The organism is Methylomonas lenta (genome assembly GCF_001644015.1).
Taxonomy (GTDB): Bacteria; Pseudomonadota; Gammaproteobacteria; order Methylococcales; family Methylomonadaceae; genus Methylomonas; species Methylomonas lenta.
In genome coordinates this window covers 25,215-41,028 of sequence record NZ_LUUI01000089.1, presented here as the reverse complement: position 1 = coordinate 41,028, position 15,814 = coordinate 25,215, and the positions used below count along the sequence as shown (strand labels likewise).

15 protein-coding genes are annotated in these 15,814 nt (G+C 46.4%); 8 read left to right on the top strand and 7 right to left on the bottom strand.

All coding sequences use genetic code 11. The features are described 5' to 3' along the window. Positions 1-87: 87 nt before the first annotated feature. The 6 genes from A1359_RS07055 to A1359_RS07030 all read left to right on the top strand — a co-directional run bounded on the left by A1359_RS07055 (position 88) and on the right by A1359_RS07030 (position 7,151). A complete protein-coding gene (locus tag A1359_RS07055; protein WP_066980139.1) occupies positions 88-474 on the top strand; it encodes a hypothetical protein in 387 nt (128 codons plus the stop codon). 90 nt (positions 475-564) lie between these two features. Then, positions 565-1,872 carry a TolC family protein gene (locus A1359_RS07050; protein ID WP_066980136.1) on the top strand — a complete coding sequence of 436 codons (1,308 nt, stop codon included), beginning with the start codon at positions 565-567 and terminating at the stop codon, positions 1,870-1,872. Beyond that, entirely contained in the window at positions 1,869-2,957 is a 1,089-nt protein-coding gene (locus A1359_RS07045) for an efflux RND transporter periplasmic adaptor subunit (RefSeq protein WP_066980133.1), read from the top strand. The genes A1359_RS07050 and A1359_RS07045 overlap by 4 nt, the downstream gene beginning before the upstream one ends. Beyond that, positions 2,957-6,019: an efflux RND transporter permease subunit gene (locus A1359_RS07040; RefSeq protein ID WP_066980130.1), complete on the top strand. Its 3,063-nt coding sequence runs from the start codon at positions 2,957-2,959 to the stop codon at positions 6,017-6,019. Before A1359_RS07045 ends, A1359_RS07040 begins: the two co-directional genes overlap by 1 nt. Next, the gene (locus A1359_RS07035; protein ID WP_066980127.1) at positions 6,016-6,321 is read left to right on the top strand and encodes a DUF3240 family protein; all 306 of its coding nucleotides are present in this window, start codon (positions 6,016-6,018) and stop codon (positions 6,319-6,321) included. Before A1359_RS07040 ends, A1359_RS07035 begins: the two co-directional genes overlap by 4 nt. 98 nt (positions 6,322-6,419) lie before the next feature. Further along, positions 6,420-7,151, top strand: coding sequence for an RNA recognition motif domain-containing protein (locus A1359_RS07030; protein ID WP_066980123.1), 732 nt, complete (start codon positions 6,420-6,422; stop codon positions 7,149-7,151). 501 nt (positions 7,152-7,652) lie between these two features. Here the strand turns inward: A1359_RS07030 and fdxA are convergent. The 5 genes from fdxA to A1359_RS07000 form a co-directional block, all read right to left on the bottom strand. Next, complete coding sequence (fdxA, locus tag A1359_RS07020; RefSeq protein ID WP_066980118.1) at positions 7,653-7,976, bottom strand: ferredoxin FdxA; 324 nt, start codon at positions 7,974-7,976, stop codon at positions 7,653-7,655. Positions 7,977-8,132: 156 nt separating this feature from the next. After that, positions 8,133-10,238, bottom strand: coding sequence for an elongation factor G (gene fusA, locus A1359_RS07015; RefSeq protein WP_066980115.1), 2,106 nt, complete (start codon positions 10,236-10,238; stop codon positions 8,133-8,135). Positions 10,239-10,364: 126 nt separating this feature from the next. Next, positions 10,365-11,312, bottom strand: a complete 948-nt coding sequence (locus A1359_RS07010) for a ketopantoate reductase family protein (protein ID WP_066980113.1) — start codon at positions 11,310-11,312, stop codon at positions 10,365-10,367. After that, a complete protein-coding gene (hda, locus tag A1359_RS07005) occupies positions 11,309-12,001 on the bottom strand; it encodes a DnaA regulatory inactivator Hda (RefSeq protein ID WP_066980110.1) in 693 nt (230 codons plus the stop codon). Before hda ends, A1359_RS07010 begins: the two co-directional genes overlap by 4 nt. Positions 12,002-12,012: 11 nt before the next feature. Next, positions 12,013-12,357, bottom strand: coding sequence for a DUF2069 domain-containing protein (locus A1359_RS07000; protein ID WP_066980107.1), 345 nt, complete (start codon positions 12,355-12,357; stop codon positions 12,013-12,015). A gap of 92 nt (positions 12,358-12,449) precedes the next feature. On the opposite strand from A1359_RS07000, the gene A1359_RS06995 reads away from it, so the two are divergent. Together A1359_RS06995 and A1359_RS06990 are read left to right on the top strand one after the other, a co-directional pair. Beyond that, entirely contained in the window at positions 12,450-13,091 is a 642-nt protein-coding gene (locus tag A1359_RS06995) for a YceI family protein (RefSeq protein WP_232322147.1), read from the top strand. A 168-nt stretch (positions 13,092-13,259) separates the two neighbouring features. After that, on the top strand, positions 13,260-13,514 hold the full coding sequence (locus A1359_RS06990; RefSeq protein ID WP_066980104.1) for a hypothetical protein: 255 nt from the start codon (positions 13,260-13,262) through the stop codon (positions 13,512-13,514). 343 nt (positions 13,515-13,857) lie between these two features. Here the strand turns inward: A1359_RS06990 and mpl are convergent, their stop codons facing one another. After that, positions 13,858-15,207: a UDP-N-acetylmuramate:L-alanyl-gamma-D-glutamyl-meso-diaminopimelate ligase gene (gene mpl, locus A1359_RS06985; protein WP_066980199.1), complete on the bottom strand. Its 1,350-nt coding sequence runs from the start codon at positions 15,205-15,207 to the stop codon at positions 13,858-13,860. Between the two features lie 14 nt (positions 15,208-15,221). Continuing rightward, positions 15,222-15,779 carry an ankyrin repeat domain-containing protein gene (locus tag A1359_RS06980; protein ID WP_066980101.1) on the bottom strand — a complete coding sequence of 186 codons (558 nt, stop codon included), beginning with the start codon at positions 15,777-15,779 and terminating at the stop codon, positions 15,222-15,224. Positions 15,780-15,814 lie beyond the last annotated feature (35 nt).

Below are 15,814 nucleotides of genomic sequence, written 5' to 3'. Positions count from 1 at the left end.
ATTTCAAGTAGAATAGCTTTTCGCTCGACTCTCTACAACTGCTGTCTAGCTTTTTAAAATCATTTTAAAGACATTCTAAATGAGTTAATGGTTGCATATATTCGTCAATTTTTAGTCGTACTGTTAGTGTTGCTGCAATTCGCGGCACCGCTGGTGCATGCGCATGTTGACGCCATTGGTCGTGTTAATGGCTTGCATTTGCACGAATTTGAGACATTGCATATCAAATCCGATGCTTTGTTTTTAGCCGCTACGGATGTTGCAAGCACGCCTGATTCAGCTATCGTTGAGTTAGGTTCGGCTATTAACATCCAGGCTTCAGACGATAACAGCCCTGATTATTATCTGCATAAGGATATTTTATCTTTGTGTCAGCAAACCCTGCTTGAAAGTATAAATTTTTCTCCACAGGATTTACCTCTTATAGTCGAACCATCCCACAGCTTCCGACTCTCCCGCGCGCCCCCTCTCTAGTTTTTGTGTCAGTTTTTTAGACTGATACGTCATTGCTGCTTAGGTCGTTTTTATGGCTTTATCCTGATTTATTACTTTTTGGAGTCCAATATGACAGCATCCGGTCATATTAAATATTGCTTACCATTGTTATGGCTGTCGCTAACACCTTGTTTAGCTGACGAGTTAATGCTGCAAGATCCCTTTAGCCAGCCCATAACAGTAGACGAACAAAAGCTGTTGGTGGAACATCTGGATCCGATTGAAATCGATCCCTCATTAAGCTTGGCGCAATTGTTGGAACAAACCCTGGAAAAATATCCCGATCGATTGATCAACCAGGCGCTGATGCAACAAGCCGATGCCTGGCAAGAGCGTGGTGATAGCTGGCTGGCTGGCTCGACAGGGGTAGCACTGAATTATTCTGATGACAGAATAGCCAATGATGTGGGGTCACGGGAGGCGTCAGCCAATCTGGAATTTACCATCTGGAATTGGGGGCAACGTTCGGCAGCGCAAGATGTGGCAGAAAAATCCCATGTTTCGGCCAGTAAGCAGTCTGCAATCCTCAAACTGGAAGTGGCGAGGCTGTTGCGGGATGCTCTATGGAACATCGCGCTGGCGGAAAATCGTTTGCAGCAAGCGCAGATCAATCTGGATATTTCCACGCAGTTGTTAGGCAAAGTACAGCGGCGTGTAGAGCTGGGTGATTTACCGCGAGCGGATTTGTTATTAGCGGAAAGCGACCATTTGCAAAACAAAAGCCTGCTAACCCAATCGGAAGCGGAGGTGATGCACAGCCGTAAGAGTTACGCCAGTTTAACGCAAACCACCCGTATTCCTGCTAACTATCAGGAACAGCAAAGTACCATTCAAACTATTCAGCCTAATCATCCTTTACTGGAAGCTATCAATGCTGTGTTGGAAGAGAAACAAGCCGGGATTGAATGGAGCAAAGCCACCGATAGTATCAATCAACCTAAAGTCTTTGTAGGTGCCAAATCCAGTCGCGACCAACGTGGTGCTGATGATATGCAAAGTACCAATGTCGGTGTGCTGATTCCATTTGGCCATAGCACCTACGATGCACCCGATATTGCTAAAGCCCATCTGGAATTGAATCAAGCTTTGGCCCAAAGCGAACATTTACATCGGCTTTTGGAAAAAAACCTGCACGAAGCTGAGCATCAACTAGAGGTCAATCGCACTGAATTGACGATTGCCAGACAAATGAAAGATATTGCCGAACAGCATCTGAAAATGATGGAGATCAGCTTCGAATCCGGTGAAATCAATTTGCTGGATTTACTAAAAATACAGGCTCGTAGCCTGGAAGCCATTCGGAATGCCAAAGAGCAGGAAGTTAAATTACAACGCAACATTGCATTATACAATCAGGCAGTGGGAGTATTGCCATGAAAAAAATAGTATTCAGCCTGTTGTTGATCTGCACTTTAAAGGCGTTTGCTGAAGATATGCAAATCAGGATTTCGCCGGAACAAATTACTAATCTGGCGATTAAAGTGGGTCCGGTCGTGGCTAGCCAGCAAGTGCCATTTTTATCTGCACCTGCTCGAGTGGTGGTGCCGGGTAATCACGATCGACTCTTGAGTGCCCCGCAGCCGGGTTTTCTGGTGCAATTGAACGTCAATATTGGCGATAGCGTTACTAAAGGCCAGCTTTTGGCGCAAATTCATAGCCCGGAGTTAGTGGCTTTGCAGCAGCAGTTTTTAACCGCACGTAGCGAATTAAATCTGGTTAGTCTGGAATATCGGCGAGATAAAAAATTATTAGAAGATGGCGTGATTGCGCAAAGACGTTGGCAGCAAACTGCAGCCTTACATAATAGTAAGGCTGCTATAGCTGATGAAGCCAGGCAATTGTTGAGTATGGCTGGCATGTCTAATGCGGAGATAAATACTCTGGCCAATAATCATAAACTCAGCAGTCTTTTGTCGGTTAGATCACCGATAGATGGCGTGATTCTGGATCGGTTGGTCACCTTGGGTTCAAGGCTGGATATGCAGGCACCCTTGTATCACATCGCCGATTTATCCGAATTGTGGCTGGAAATCAATGTGCCGCAGGAGCGGATGCATAGTATACAGATAGGCGATGTCGTAGAAGTCGAGAATACACCCATCAGCGCCAAAATCAGTTTATTGGGGCAAAGCGTGAATCGGGAAAACCAAACCATGCTGGCTCGCGCCAAAATTGAGGGCAAAGCCGATAAGTTAAGGGTGGGACAAAATATCAATGTACAGATTATGCAAAATCTTGTTCAACAGGGGCTTGAAGTACCCAACTCTGCCATTGCACAAAATTCTGGACATCATTATGTATTCGTCCGCAATGCCGATGGTTTTGTAGTCACGGAAGTGAACGTGCTAGGCAGACAGGGTGAATACTCGCTTATTAGTGGTCCCTTGAGCACTGAGGCGCAAATAGCTGTACAAGGTTCAGTTTCCTTAAAAGCCAACTGGCTTGGCCTGGGTGGTGAATGATGGGGGGGCTGATACGCTTTGCGCTTTCGCAGCGCTTAATGATGTGTTTACTGATGTTGTTAATGGCAGGCGGCGGTTATTTCGCCTTTAAAAACATACCGATTGATGCATTTCCGGAAGTGTCGCCGACGCAAGTCAAAATCATTGTAAAAGCCAATGGGATGACACCTGAAGAGGTCGAAACCCGTATCACTGCGCCCATCGAAGTGGAGCTGCTGGGTATTCCACATCAAACCATGCTGCGCTCGTTGGCAAAATACGCCATTACCGACATTACGCTGGATTTTGAGGAAGGTACTGATATTTACTGGGCCAGGCAGCAGGTAGCCGAGCGTCTGAATGGCATCTGGGGCAATTTGCCAGCCGGTGTGCAAGGCGGCATCGCGCCAATGACCACACCCTTGGGTGAGATGTTTATGTTTGCCATTGAAGGTGGCGATTTAAGTCTGATGGAGCGTCGTAGTTTATTGGATTGGGTGATTCGGCCGGCTTTACGGACTGTGCCGGGCGTGGCTGATGTGAATGCTCTGGGCGGTGTGGTGCGTAGTTTTGAAGTAATTCCGAACAATCTGCGGATGGCTGCGCGCGATATCGGTATGCAGCAGCTGATAACGGCTTTAGAAACCAATAATCGCAATGATGGTGCCGGACGCTTGAATGAAGGGGAAGAAACCTTGATTGTACGGGCAGAAGGTCGTATCAAAGATGAGCAGGATGTCAGATCTATCGTCATCGCCCAACGTAAAGGTTTGCCTATTCGGGTGGCTGATATCGCTGAAGTCAAAATCGGCGCATTGACCCGCTATGGCGCCGTCAGTAAAGATGGTAAAGGCGAAGCAGTCACCGGCGTAATTTTGAGTCTGCGCGGTGCAAACGCTCAGCAAACAGTAGCGCATATCGAAGCTAAGCTAGCCGAAATGCAAAGTAGTTTGCCCGCTGGCGTTAAAGTCAATGTGTTTTACAACCGGGGCGTATTGGTGGGTAAAGCGGTGAATACCGTCACCAAAGCCTTGTTGGAAGCTATCGTGCTGGTCGTCGTGTTGCTGATACTGTTTTTAGGGGATTTGCGTGCTGCATTGACAGTCGCGTTGGCGTTGCCGATGGCGGCCATGATCACCTTTATGATGATGAATGCCTTCGGCATGTCGGCGAACTTGATGAGTCTGGGTGGCTTGACCATTGCCATTGGTATGCTGGTGGATGGCGCCGTGGTAGTGGTAGAAAATATAATCACTCAACTAGCAGATCATGAAAAAGGCGAACGCTTGCCGCGTTTACACTTGATCTATCGTGCTACCCGCGAAGTGGCGGGGCCGGTGACTTCGGGTATTTTAATCATCATTATCGTATTTTTACCGTTGCTGACTTTGCAAGGCTTGGAAGGGAAATTATTTGGCCCGGTAGCCATGACCATAGTGTTTGCCCTAAGTGGTTCATTGATCTTGTCATTGACGGTGATTCCTGTGTTGGCATCTTTTTTGTTAAAACAGGTTTCGCATGAAGAACCCTGGTTGCCAAGGCATTTACTGCGTCTTTATGAGCCTTTGTTGTTGTGGAGCCTTGATAACAGTAAAAAGATTTTCATTGCTGCCGGAGGTTTACTGGTTTTGACCGGTCTGGTGTTTACCCAGATCGGCAGCACATTTATGCCGACTATGGATGAAGGTGACATCATTGTGCAATTGGAAAAACTGCCCTCTATTACGCTACAGAACTCGGTGGAACTGGATGCTCAGGTGCAGAAAAATATACTTGAGCATATTCCGGAAGTCGAAACCATAGTGTCGCGGGTGGGTACAGACGAGTTGGGTCTGGATCCCATGGGCTTGAATGAAACTGATACCTTTTTGGTGTTAAAGCCTAAGCAAGAGTGGCGGATGAAAACCAAGGAAGAATTAATCGAGGCCATCCGTAGCATTATGTCGCACACCCCAGGTATTGCTTTTGGGTTTACTCAGCCGATTGAAATGCGGGTATCTGAAATGCTGACAGGTACCCGTGGCGATGTGGCGATTAAATTATTCGGTGCTGACCTGGATGTGTTGAATCATAAGGGCGAGGAAATTGAGGCTTTATTACATACCATCTCCGGCGCTAGTGATATATTTATGCGTAAAAATGAAGGCATGCAATTCTTACAACTGAATATAGACAGGCAAGCAGCTGGCCGTTTTGGGTTGGACGGCGACAGTATCGAAAATATGCTGCGAGCTCAAATCGAAGGAATTCAATTGGGTATCGTGCAGGAAGGTATAAAACGCACACCCTTGTTATTACGCGGCGATAGCAATGCCGCCAATTTTAATAATCTACAAATCACGTTACCTAATGGCGATTATGTGCCCATTACTGCATTGGCAAAAATTCAGCCAGTCGAAGGGGTGGTATCGATTGGTCGGGAGAAAGGGCAGCGATTTGTGGTGATACGCAGCAATGTGGAAGGCCGGGATTTGGTGGGATTTGTTGAAGAAGCCAAGCGCCTGGTAGCAGAAAAGGTAGTGTTGGAAGCCGGTTATCGAGTCGAATTTGGTGGTCAATTTGAAAATCAACAGCGTGCTGCAGCCAGATTGTCGCTAGTGATTCCAGTGTCATTAGGCTTGATATTTCTGTTATTGTTTTCTACTTTTGGCTCGATCAGGCAGGCGGTGTTGGTGCTCTCCAATATTCCGCTGGCTATGATAGGCGGAGTGTTTGCGTTGTGGTTATCCGGTGAATATTTATCGGTGCCGGCATCGGTGGGATTTATCGCCTTGTTGGGGATTGCAGTATTGAATGGTGTGGTAATGGTTAGTTACTTTAATCAGTTGTGTGCCACCGGTATGGAGGTTTCGAGAGTGGTCATTGTTGGATCGGCTCGACGATTGCGGCCTGTATTGATGACTGCCAGTATCGCGGCTTTTGGTTTGATCCCCTTGCTGTTTGCATCTGGGCCTGGTTCTGAAATTCAACGTCCCTTGGCCATTGTGGTGACGGGTGGTTTGGTGTCATCGACATTTTTAACCCTGATTTTATTGCCGATTTTATATGAATTATTTGGTCAAGCTCGGGAGAAAGCCGTATGACACATGAAACCTATTTGATAACGATCAATGTCTCTCCTGCGCTCGAAGAAGCCATGGTTGATTGTCTTTTGACCTTTGAAACAGCGCAGGGTTTTTCCAGTTTTCCTGTTAATGCTCATGATCACCGTAACCAAGGCCTATCGATTGCTGAGCAAGTGACGGGTAGGCAGCGCAAAATGCGTTTTCAGATGTATATCGATAAAGACCATGTATCGGCTCTTTTGAGTAAAATAAAAGCCGATTTTAGCGGGACCGGCCTGCATTATTGGATGGTGCCTGTGTTAGAGCACGGTGAAATTTAAGATATTTCGGGCAGAATTTTCAGTTGAGTGCTACTCTTTTTTCTGGTGCCGTGATGCGTTAAAGATTGCGGTGATTCTAAAGTGAATGTTTATGCGCTATGAATATATTTTTAAGACGAATTCCTGCCAATACCCAGCATGATGAAATAGCCGATTTTATAAGGCCTGTGCTGAAAAATGGCTTTTTTGGAAAGCCGGGCCGGATAGTTAATATTGAGATATTGGCACTGCGGGATCTTAAGCAGGGTTCTGTCGAATATCATGGTTTGGTAACCCTGGAATCCGGTTGGTCGGATCAAAAGGCCATTAATCGCTTGAAAAACCGGCGTCTAAATGGGCGTTATGTAACGGTTAGGCCTTTTTTTCAGCGTAGCTGGAGTAATGATCCTCGCGAGAATAACGCTAGCCAAGGCCAGAACGAGTTTATTGAAAAGCGGCAAGGTGATCGGCGCCGAGGTAAGCAATTAGAAGTGGTTAAAAATGTGTCTGATTATTTCTCTGTTGAAGATGGTTTCTTCAATACCGTTAATCATCAGCAGTTTCAGATCACGTTCATTGTTTCGGCAGAGGTTGAAAATGCAGTTGCAGAGTGCTTGGTTAGTTTTGAGCACGAACACGCCAAGTCGACGCCTGAGCCTAATGATTTGCCGCAGCATGGCATTGTGCGGTTTTTAACTGAGATGGAAGGTCCTGAGAATAAGTCCAGACGTTTTCAGATTTATGCTACTCGGCATGTGATCGCAGCATTGCTGGAAAAGCTGAAAGCGGAGTTTTCAGGAAATAGTATTTATTATTGGATTACACCCGTGATTGAATTTGGCGTTATCTGATTGCGATATAAATCATGTGTTTGAAGGTTTTTAATTTGGTATTCGATAATCTTAAGGATATGGTTGGAAATATTTTCCCGATACCCAAGCGCATCGTCCCTACGCTTCGCGTGGGAATGCAACTTGAACCGCTCTGCGGTTCGGGACGCTGGAGCGTCCTCGATAGAGTTCCCACGCAGAGCATCAATGCCATTAAGTTAAGAAAAAGCTCCCTCTCCTGCTGGAGAGGGTTGGGGAGAGGAGATTTATAATAAGGCAAAAAAGCTTTATTTAATCCCCTCATCCTAACCTTCTCCCGGAGGGAGAAGGGATTGTTCTTCCTTAACTTAATGGCAGTGACGCAAAGCATGGGAACCATAAGCGGAAGTTAAATTTGGCGAAATCTTAAATCCAAAAAGGGCAGGGTTAATTGCCGGAAAAATGCAGCCATTTGTCCTTTTTGATTAAAATAACCGATCAAATTCGCTTGAAACAGCGAAGTATTTGATCGGTTGATATTGGTTATTTTTCCAACATGGCAAATTTGCCGGCTTTGCCATTCCACTCATCTGCATCAGGCAGCGAGTCTTTGACTTCAGTTATAACCGGCCAGGCTTTTGACAGTTCGGCATTCAAGGCAGCAAAATGCTCTTGACCTTCAGGTAATTCATCTTCGGCAAAAATTGCATTAGCCGGGCATTCTGGTTCGCAGAGGGTGCAATCGATGCACTCGTCTGGATCGATAACCAGAAAATTTGGGCCTTCATGAAAACAATCAACTGGGCAGACGTCAACGCAGTCGGTGAATTTGCATTTGATGCAGTTCTCGGTAATTACAAAAGCCATAATGTTCTTCCAAGGTTAGGTTGATGAACAAGTTTCCTTGTTTAGCGGAAACTTTATGCTTGAAAAAGAAACTGCCGCACTGGCGGCAGCTATCTGTGTTACTTAAAAACCCAATGCAGCTGAAGTACTGTTGACTACTTCAGCTGCTGCTATGGGTTATTTGTTTTTTTCGCGTTCTTTCACTTCTTTAATCACTTCTTCCGCTACGTTTTTCGGGCAAGCGGAGTAGTGTGAAAATTCCATGGAGAACTGGCCGCGACCGGAAGTCATGGTACGCAAGTCGCCGATGTAACCAAACATGTCACTCAGTGGTACATCCGCTTTGATACGAACGCCGGTAACACCTGGATCTTGCGATTTGATCATGCCACGGCGACGGTTTAAGTCACCGATTACATCACCGACGTGCGCATCCGGAGTGAATACGTCAACTTTCATGATCGGTTCCAGCAATTGTGGATTGCCTTTTGGAATTGATTGACGATACGCGGCACGGGCGGCGACTTCGAACGCAATAGATGAGGAGTCAACCGCATGGAAAGCACCGTCGGTCAGAATGACTTTGAAGTCCAAGCAAGGGAAGCCTGCCAATACACCTTTGTCGATACTGGCTTTAAAGCCTTTTTCAACCGCTGGCCAGTATTCGCGAGGTACGTTACCGCCGGTAACATTTGATTCGAATACAAAACCGCTGCCTGGCTCGCCTGGCTCGATGATGTAATCGATTTTCGCGTATTGACCGGAACCGCCCGATTGCTTTTTGTGCGTGTAGCTGTCTTCGATGCGTTGGGTGATGGTTTCGCGGTAAGCAACTTGTGGTTTACCTACGTTGACATCAACACCGTGGGTTCTTCTTAAGATGTCCACTTTGATGTCTAAATGCAGCTCACCCATACCTTTGATGATGGTTTCGCCACTTTCCTGGTCGGTTTCGACGCGGAAAGAGGGGTCTTCTTGCACCATTTTGCCGATCGCAATACCCATTTTTTCGTTGCTGCCTTTGTCTTTAGGCGAAATCGCAATCGAGATGACGGGATCAGGGAAAACCATAGGTTCCAGAGTCGCTGGTTTGTCCGGATCGCATAAGGTATGACCGGTTTGTACGTTTTTCAAGCCGATCAACGCCACGATATCGCCAGCTTGCGCGCTTTCGATCTCGTTGCGGTCGTCGGCGTGCATTTCCACCATACGGCCGATACGCTCGGTTTTACCGGTAAAGGTGTTTAATAGGGTATCGCCTTTTTTGAGGCGGCCCGAGTAGATGCGAACGAAGTTCAGGGCGCCGAAACGGTCATCCATGATTTTGAACACCAGGGCGCGCAACGGACGGCTGGCATCGACTATCGCGTATTCGCCAGTTGGAACGCCTTCGAGGTCAGTTTCAGGCTGTGGCTTGACTTCGGTAGGATTAGGCAAGTACTCGACAACGCCGTCCAACACCAACTGTACGCCTTTGTTCTTGAAAGACGAACCGCAGAAAGTCGGGAAGAAATCCATCGCAATAGTGCCTTTACGGATGCAATGTTTGATTTCTTCGATGGTAGGCTCTTCGCCTTCCAGATATTTCTCCATGATGTCGTCGTCTTGATCGGCGACTTGGTCGATCAATTTTGCCCGCCATTCTTCGACTTGCTCTGCCATGTCCGCAGGTACGTCCTGGATTTCGTATTTCAATGGGTCGCCGGAGTTATCCCAAACCCAGGCTTTACGAGTCAGCAAGTCGACCACGCCGACGAAGTTTTCCTCGGTACCGATAGGCAAGGTCATGACGACTGGTTTCGCGCCCAATACCTGTTCGACCTGTTTGACAACACGATAGAAGTCGGCGCCCAGTCTGTCCAATTTGTTGACGTATATGACACGAGAAACTTTTGAGTCGTTCGCATAACGCCAGTTGGTTTCGGATTGTGGCTCAACGCCGCCGGAACCACAAAATACACCCACGCCACCATCCAACACTTTCAGAGAACGATAGACTTCGATAGTAAAGTCAACGTGGCCCGGGGTGTCGATGATATTGAAACGGTGCGGTTTGAATTGACCTGTGCTACCCGGCCAGAAACAGGAAGTCGCTGCTGATTGTATGGTAATCCCACGTTCTTGCTCTTGTTCCATGAAGTCTGTGGTCGCTGCACCATCGTGTACTTCGCCGATTTTGTGAATTTTTCCGGTCAGCTTCAAAATCCGCTCGGTGGTGGTGGTTTTACCGGCATCGACGTGTGCGAAGATACCGATGTTTCTGTATAGCGATAGATCAGTCATGGTTGTACTCTAAATGGAGATGAAAAACGTTTTAACCCTTGGCACCATTGCCGCAACTTCTTCATGAACAGGGTCAATGAAAAATCCCCCCATTCTACCCGAAAATCAAAAAAAACAGAATGTCAATTACGTTGCTATTTTTTCTAGGCTTTCAGCATGAAGTTGTAATTCCCTCAGTTGCATTAATGCGTAGACTGTTCGCAGTGTTGGACAATCGATGTTTTCCCGATCTGCAGCACGCACGGCATTACCTAAAATAGCTTCAGTTTCCATAGCATGCTGACGCTCAAAATCCAGCAACATACTGGTTTTATAAGGCGGCATAGCAAAAGTATTTTGAATATTGGTTTCAATGATATCGTCTGGCAGGGTGTGTCCACAGCCAGCGGCAATGTCGCATACTTCCTGCATAATGCGGCGGACGAGGCCGATCTGATTTTGCAAAATGGCTAAGGTCGGCAGGCCGCCGGACAGCACTGATAATGGATTGAATGGCGCGTTCCACACGCATTTTTGCCAACGGCTGGCTATGATATCTTTACTGACTTCACATTCGATGTTTGCTTGTAGAAACAACTGCTGTAAATGCAGGGTTTGGGCGGATACGCCGCTGGGAACATCGCCTAAAGTCAGCTTACCATAAGCTAAATGAGTTATCTTGCCTGCTGCCAGTCGATTGCAACAGATAAACGCCAGGCCACTAATTAATACGTTGTCAGGGAAGGCCGCCTGTAATTCTGCTTCGATTTCGACGCCATTTTGAATAAATACTATCACCGTGTTTTTCCGCACAGCGTCACGAATCATGGCGACCCGATCGATTTGCGCAGTCACTTTGCTGCATAAAATCAAATAATCCGCCTGATCCTGATAGTCGCCGGCATGGCGCAAAACCTGATGTGGCTGAAATTGCCATTGGCCCAAACTGAAACTATCGATTTGAAACCCTAGTTGTTTGACGATTTGGTAATCCGAGCGGCAAACCACAGAAACTTCCGCACCCGCTTTGGCGAGCAAGCTGCCATAAAAACCGCCGATAGCTCCAGCGCCGACAATCAGAATTTTATCGCTCATACGTGTTCTGCCAATATCTGCTTTAAAAACGGAATCGTCAGTTTGCGTTGTGCAGCTAGAGTCGCGCGATCGATTCTTTCCAGCAACAGCCATAAGGCAGGTAAGTCGTGAACATAATGATTCAATAAAAAACGTCCGACTTTGGCTGGAATATCAAACCCGAGGAAATGCGCTTTAAAGGTCAAGGCCTCGATAATTTGATCCTCGGATAGCGGCTGAATTTTTAGTGTGAGTCCCCAACTCATGCGAGTTTTTAAATCTGCTAAAGCTAAGGGTAAATATTTGGGCGGGCAGTCTGCAGTCAGTAGCAGCTTATGATTGTTTTGCCGATGGCTATTGTAAAAGGCAAATAATGCGGTTTCCCAGTCTGGATGACCGGCCAAATGATGGATGTCGTCAAAGCAGACCAAATCCACATCTTCCAAGCCCTCGAGTAGCGCAGGCGATGGCAAATTGTCCGGGGTGAATTTCAGGAAAAATGGGTCTTTGCCCATGGCTTTAGCCTGTTGACAACACGCTTGTACTAAATGACTCTTGCCACTGCCGTTTTCGCCCCAGATATAGACTTGTTGTTCTTCGCCTTCAGCAGCCAAAGTCATTAGTTGGTTGATAATCTCGGCATTATTGCCGGCGAAGTAGCTGGCAAATGTTAGATTCGTTTGAAATTCAAACTGTAATGGAACTTGCATGCTCTAAGGGTTCAGACCTTTTCAGCCTTGTAAACATAAAAACCGGCGCCGAAGCAAAGCAAAAGACTGAACAGTATCTCCAGTAAAGCATAGGGTCGTTGGCTTTGGTTGACATAGGCTTCGGTAACGCCGTGGACAAAATAAGGCAGGCTGAGATAAGTCATCCAGGTGCAACTTTTTAGATTTTTGTTAAGCAATCCTTTAAAAGGCAACAATAGTGGGCCAACAGTGACCATCAGCAACAACGCCGTTGGAAAGGTGTTTGAAGGTGCAATTAAAGTATGCCAGGCCATCATTAATAGAAACAAGCCAAAAAAACCGCTTAGTGCGGCATAGTAAAAATAAAGTCGTGGCATCGGTTGGATTAAAAACTAGAGTTGCTTAAAGTGGTCGCTATTATCACAAAGTCTGATGAAGATTGCTGTATCGTGATTTTGACTAGTAGACGATGAAAGCAAAAAAACTTGGCTGTCGAATGGAAAAAGCCTTATTGTCATGTTTTGCTTATATTGAGGATACTGCCATGATCAAACTCATTGTTGCCATAACGGCTGCTCTGTTAGCCAGCTTTTCAGTGCAGGCAGCCGATCACTTCACTATCGATAGCCGACATACATTTCCTAGCTTTGAGATCAGTCATTTAGGTTTTTCCATCCAACGCGGACGTTTTAACGAAACCAGTGGCAAAATTATGCTTGATGCGGCGAATGGTAAGGGCAGTATAGATATCAGTGTCAATATGGCCTCTATTAGCACTGGTTTGACTGAGCTGGAGGATCATTTGCGTGCTAAGGATTTTTTTGACGTTGCCCAATATCCGGTTATGACTTTTAAAGCCGACAAACTTAATTTTGTCGGCGACAAACTGGTAGCTGCTGATGGCACTTTATCCTTACATGGTATCAGCAAGCCGGTGCATTTAACGGTTGATCATTTTCATTGCGGCATGAATTTGATCAAAATGAATTACACCTGTGGCGCTAATGCTTTCACCACCATTAAACGCTCAGAATTTGCTGTCGACAAATATGTACCCATGGTAGCGGATGATGTCAAAGTACTGATTCAGGTTGAGGCGACAAAGGATTGAGTTGAACACTACTTCCGGGCTGAAGGAGTGCAAGGGTGTGGCTGGTGACAATTTGTCGCGCGGCAATCGGCCACATTTTCATCATTATGGATATTGATTAGACTTTGCCTCACTCACTAGAGTCGAATGTGTGAGTATAAATCCCGTCAAATTTATATGGAGATAAACATGAAAAAAAATACCCTTATTCTGACTGCCGTCTCATTGGTACTGGTTTTGAGTGCCTTCAAAGTTATCAGTGCTGAAGAAGTTGCCGCTGCTCCGGAACCAACTGAGACAAAATCTATAGCTTGGTATGTGGCGAATCTCAAAGAGGCTCAGGATAAAAATCAACAATGTCACGATAACCCCGCCATAAAGTCCAGCGAGGATTGTGAGAATTCTTTGCACGCATTACAGATTAGCTTTAAAGGTGGCAATTAAATCTAGCGTATCGCTTTGTTGTCTATTGTGAGCGGTTGGCTGCAGGATGCTGGTCCGCTCAATTTTTATGTTAGATCATTTGCCTTCTTTGAATTTCTATTAATAGCTGGCGACTGTGTTGGCGCTTTGGATAGCTTTTCTCGATTTTTAAGCTTGAGTTTGGGGTAAAACGACAGTGATTTATTGGGTGTGACAATCGGTCACATTTTCAAGTCTGTCCCAGGACGCTAAACTGTATGCAACTCAAATTGTTATGCGCGACTGAGTTTGCTTTACCCTTCTTCTCTAAGCGGCCATTGGCCGCTTTTTTTTGCCTGCAATTTTTTACGTCAAGTGAAAACAATCAAAGCTCATTTCTTAGACGCTGATAAATCCCGCCAAAACTACCGTTACTCATCAGCAGCACATGACAGCAGCCATTTGTCTGAATTTTGATGCTATCGATAATAGCTTCCAAGTCATTGCAGATGCGAATGTTATTGCCGTATTGCAGTAATTGACTCAAATCCCAGTCCAGATTTTCCGGTTGGTAAATGATGGCTTCATCAGCTTCGGCTAGTGATTCAGCCAGTGAGCGCGTATGAATGCCCAAGCGCATGGTGTTAGAGCGTGGTTCGATGATGGCGAGAATTTTTTGTTTGCCAACTTGTTTGCGTAAGCCATCCAGTGTGGTTTTAATGGCTGTGGGGTGATGGGCAAAGTCGTCATAAACGGTGATGCCGCCTTTGTTGATAATGACTTCCATGCGGCGTTTGACATTCTGGAATTTCTGCAATGCGGCAATCGCATCGGATGGCAAAATGCCAATATGCCGTGCAGCAGCAATGGCGGAAAGCGCGTTATATACGTTGTGATGACCCGTCAAATCCCACTGTACTGTACCCTGGTTTTGCCCGTCAAACTGAATGCTAAAACAACTGCCGTCAGATTTTATTAATTCAGCCTGCCAGTCAGCCTTGGTTTCGATTGCCGTTTTAACGATGGGCGTCCAGCATCCCATAGTCAGCACATCACTAATATTTTGATCACAGGAGGGTGCGATGATGAGACCTTCAGCGGGAACCGTTCGTACCAGATGGTGAAACTGCTTTTTAATGGCATCCAGATTTTCGAAAATATCGGCGTGATCGTATTCCAGATTATTCAAAATAGCGGTACGCGGGCGATAGTGTACAAATTTAGAGCGTTTATCGAAAAAAGCGCAGTCGTATTCGTCAGCTTCAATCACAAAAAAATCAGAGCTGCCCAAACGGGCGGAAATGCCAAAATTGAGTGGAATGCCGCCAATTAAAAAGCCGGGATTAAAGCCATTAAATTCCAGTATCCAGCTCAACATACTGCTGGTGGTGGTTTTGCCATGGGTGCCGGCTACGGCCAGGACCCAACGTTTTTGCAACACATGCTCGGCCAGCCATTGCGGGCCGGAAATATAAGGCAAACCCAGGTTTAAAACGGCTTCCACTTCAGGGTTTCCGCGCGACATGGCGTTACCGATTACCACCAGATCAGGCTTGCAGTCCAGGTTTTCGGCGCTATAGCCGTTCATCAAGCGTATGCCTTGCTCTTCAAGTTGGGTGCTCATCGGCGGGTAGACGTTTTGGTCTGAGCCGCTGACGCTGTAGCCAAGTTCGCGCGCGATAAGTGCCAAGCCACCCATAAAGGTGCCGCATATGCCGAGGATATGGATGTGCAAAGGTTGTTGTGTGGTCATTTTTTAGCTTCTTCAGGTTTGTCTTCTGCAACGGGTTGATCATCCGGGGTTATTGCGGCGTCAGTTGCAGGTTCGGGTGCGGGTTTTTCTTCAAGTTTAATTTCTGTTTCAGCAGGTTTGGCGCCGGCTTCTTCTAAAAGTTTGATGATGTCTTCTTGGCCTATTTTTTTAGCCTTGTCGAGAATGCTGATCTTTTGATTGTCGCTAGCGTTGACGTTAGCGCCGGAAACGATCAGAAGTTTTACGATATCGAGATTGCCAAACAAAACCGCATCAGACAAGGCGGTCGAGCCGAGTTTGTCGGTGAGATTGACATCAGCGCCATAGCTTAGTAACAGTTTGATGGTGCGTACATTGCCGTTAAAACTGGCAGCCATCAAGGCCGTACGGTCTTGTTCGATTTTGCTGTTAACATCAATACCCTGTGCCAGCAAAGCCTGGACGCGTTCAGGTGTGCCCGTGGCCGCTGCGGCAAACAGTTGTTTACCGTCTTCTGCGGATAGGGAAAGCGGGAGTGTTAACAAAAGAGTGAACACGAGTTGGGGTATCTTCATAAGCTGGCTTGCGTTTGCTAATCAGTTAGGTTGAA